This window comes from Bartonella sp. AD328YNZD (genome assembly GCF_042196425.1).
The window spans coordinates 1-1,311 of the sequence record NZ_JBHIQG010000031.1; the positions used below are offsets into that span (position 1 = coordinate 1).

The following is a 1,311-nucleotide window of genomic DNA, read 5'->3' on the forward strand; positions in this document are numbered from 1 at the left end:
GAGTTCTCTAAAGTTTTTTAAAAGGGCGTGTTCTTTTTCGCTATAGGTGTCTTGATCGTGGTGTGAGAGATTTTCCTTTGTGGGAATATCTGCTGTTAAAAGGTCCGCATAAAAAAAGTTCATAGGAACCTCTAGTTTTTTGGCAATTTCGAGCAAACACCCCGCGCTTACACGATTTAAACCTTTTTCGTATTTCTGGATTTGTTGGAAACTGACACCTAAATGGCTTCCTAATTCCTTTTGAGAAAGCCCCATTGAAATGCGTCTGTGACGGATTCTTTTGCCTATTGAAATATCATTGAAATGTGAATTTTTAGTTTGCACTTCAAGCTCCCCTCCGGTTGCGAGCGCCCTCGCATGAGTATTCCGGGAGGTTGAAAATACTGACACTCGGATCAGCTTTTTGCTTTTAGTGCTGAAAAGCACTTGGACATAGCAAAAACTCCCGGAATTCCGGGATATCCGCAAAGCGGGATAAATTTATGTACCGAGCGTTCGGGTTTTCAACTCCCTATTTGACCGTTGCGTGGACGATCAAAAACACAAGCCTATCAGTAAAGTAGTTTCGGAAGATTGGCAAGAACAATTAAAATGTTTGCTGTACGGTTATACTGTAAAATAGGGATGTTTGGGGGCGGTAATCTGATGTTAGTAGGGGAATTTATTGGGTAAGAGGTTGGATTATAGTTTAAAACCGGTGCGGGGTGGAAGCTTTATTTAGCAGAGGAAAATTTGCTTTTTGAAGTCGAATTGTAGATCAGAGTTTATCTGGCGTGTTTGATGAAACACCATTCTTTGAAGTGTGAGATAGCCATATGAAATAATCAGCAGGGGAATCCGTTAGAGTGAGAAGCTGAGTTGTTGACAAATCCGTGTTTATAGAGCAGAGCGGGGTGGTGATGTGGGCGTTTCATTTGGTTTTTTTCTGTAAAGATGGAAAAGCGTAAAAACGTGTATCTGTAAAATTATGCGGAGGATTTGGGCTTTATGTGGGTTCTTGTCTTTTAGGGTGTGGTCTCATTTTTTATTGTTGATGGCTTGTTAAATTTTGTTGCTGATTTTCATGTCATTTTTTGTGTTTGAAGTATTGGTTTTTCTTTAGTTGGAAGGAACATGATGATGGTAGATGAACATTGTCTTCCCTTACGTCGAAAAGGGCGTAAAAAAACAACTTTGAATAAAACAACAAAGCGATTTAATGAAGCTCTTTTGACAGCCGCTGAGCAGGCTGGATATCACTATGGTGAGGATGGGCTGGTGTCTTATCTTCAATATCATGCGTTGAATAATCCTGTTCCTTTTTTTTCGCTG

At 40.0% G+C, this 1,311-nt stretch carries 1 protein-coding gene and 1 pseudogene; one reads left to right on the plus strand and one right to left on the minus strand.

Features of this window, described 5'->3' with window-relative positions; all coding sequences use genetic code 11:
- Positions 1–324, minus strand: a 324-nt coding sequence (locus ACFIO3_RS02845) for a helix-turn-helix domain-containing protein (RefSeq protein WP_375704088.1), incomplete at its 3' end; no start/stop codon positions are given.
- A 795-nt stretch (positions 325–1,119) separates the two neighbouring features.
- Between ACFIO3_RS02845 and ACFIO3_RS02850 the strand changes: the two are divergent.
- A pseudogene (locus ACFIO3_RS02850) lies at positions 1,120–1,311 on the plus strand (hypothetical protein); the annotation flags it as partial.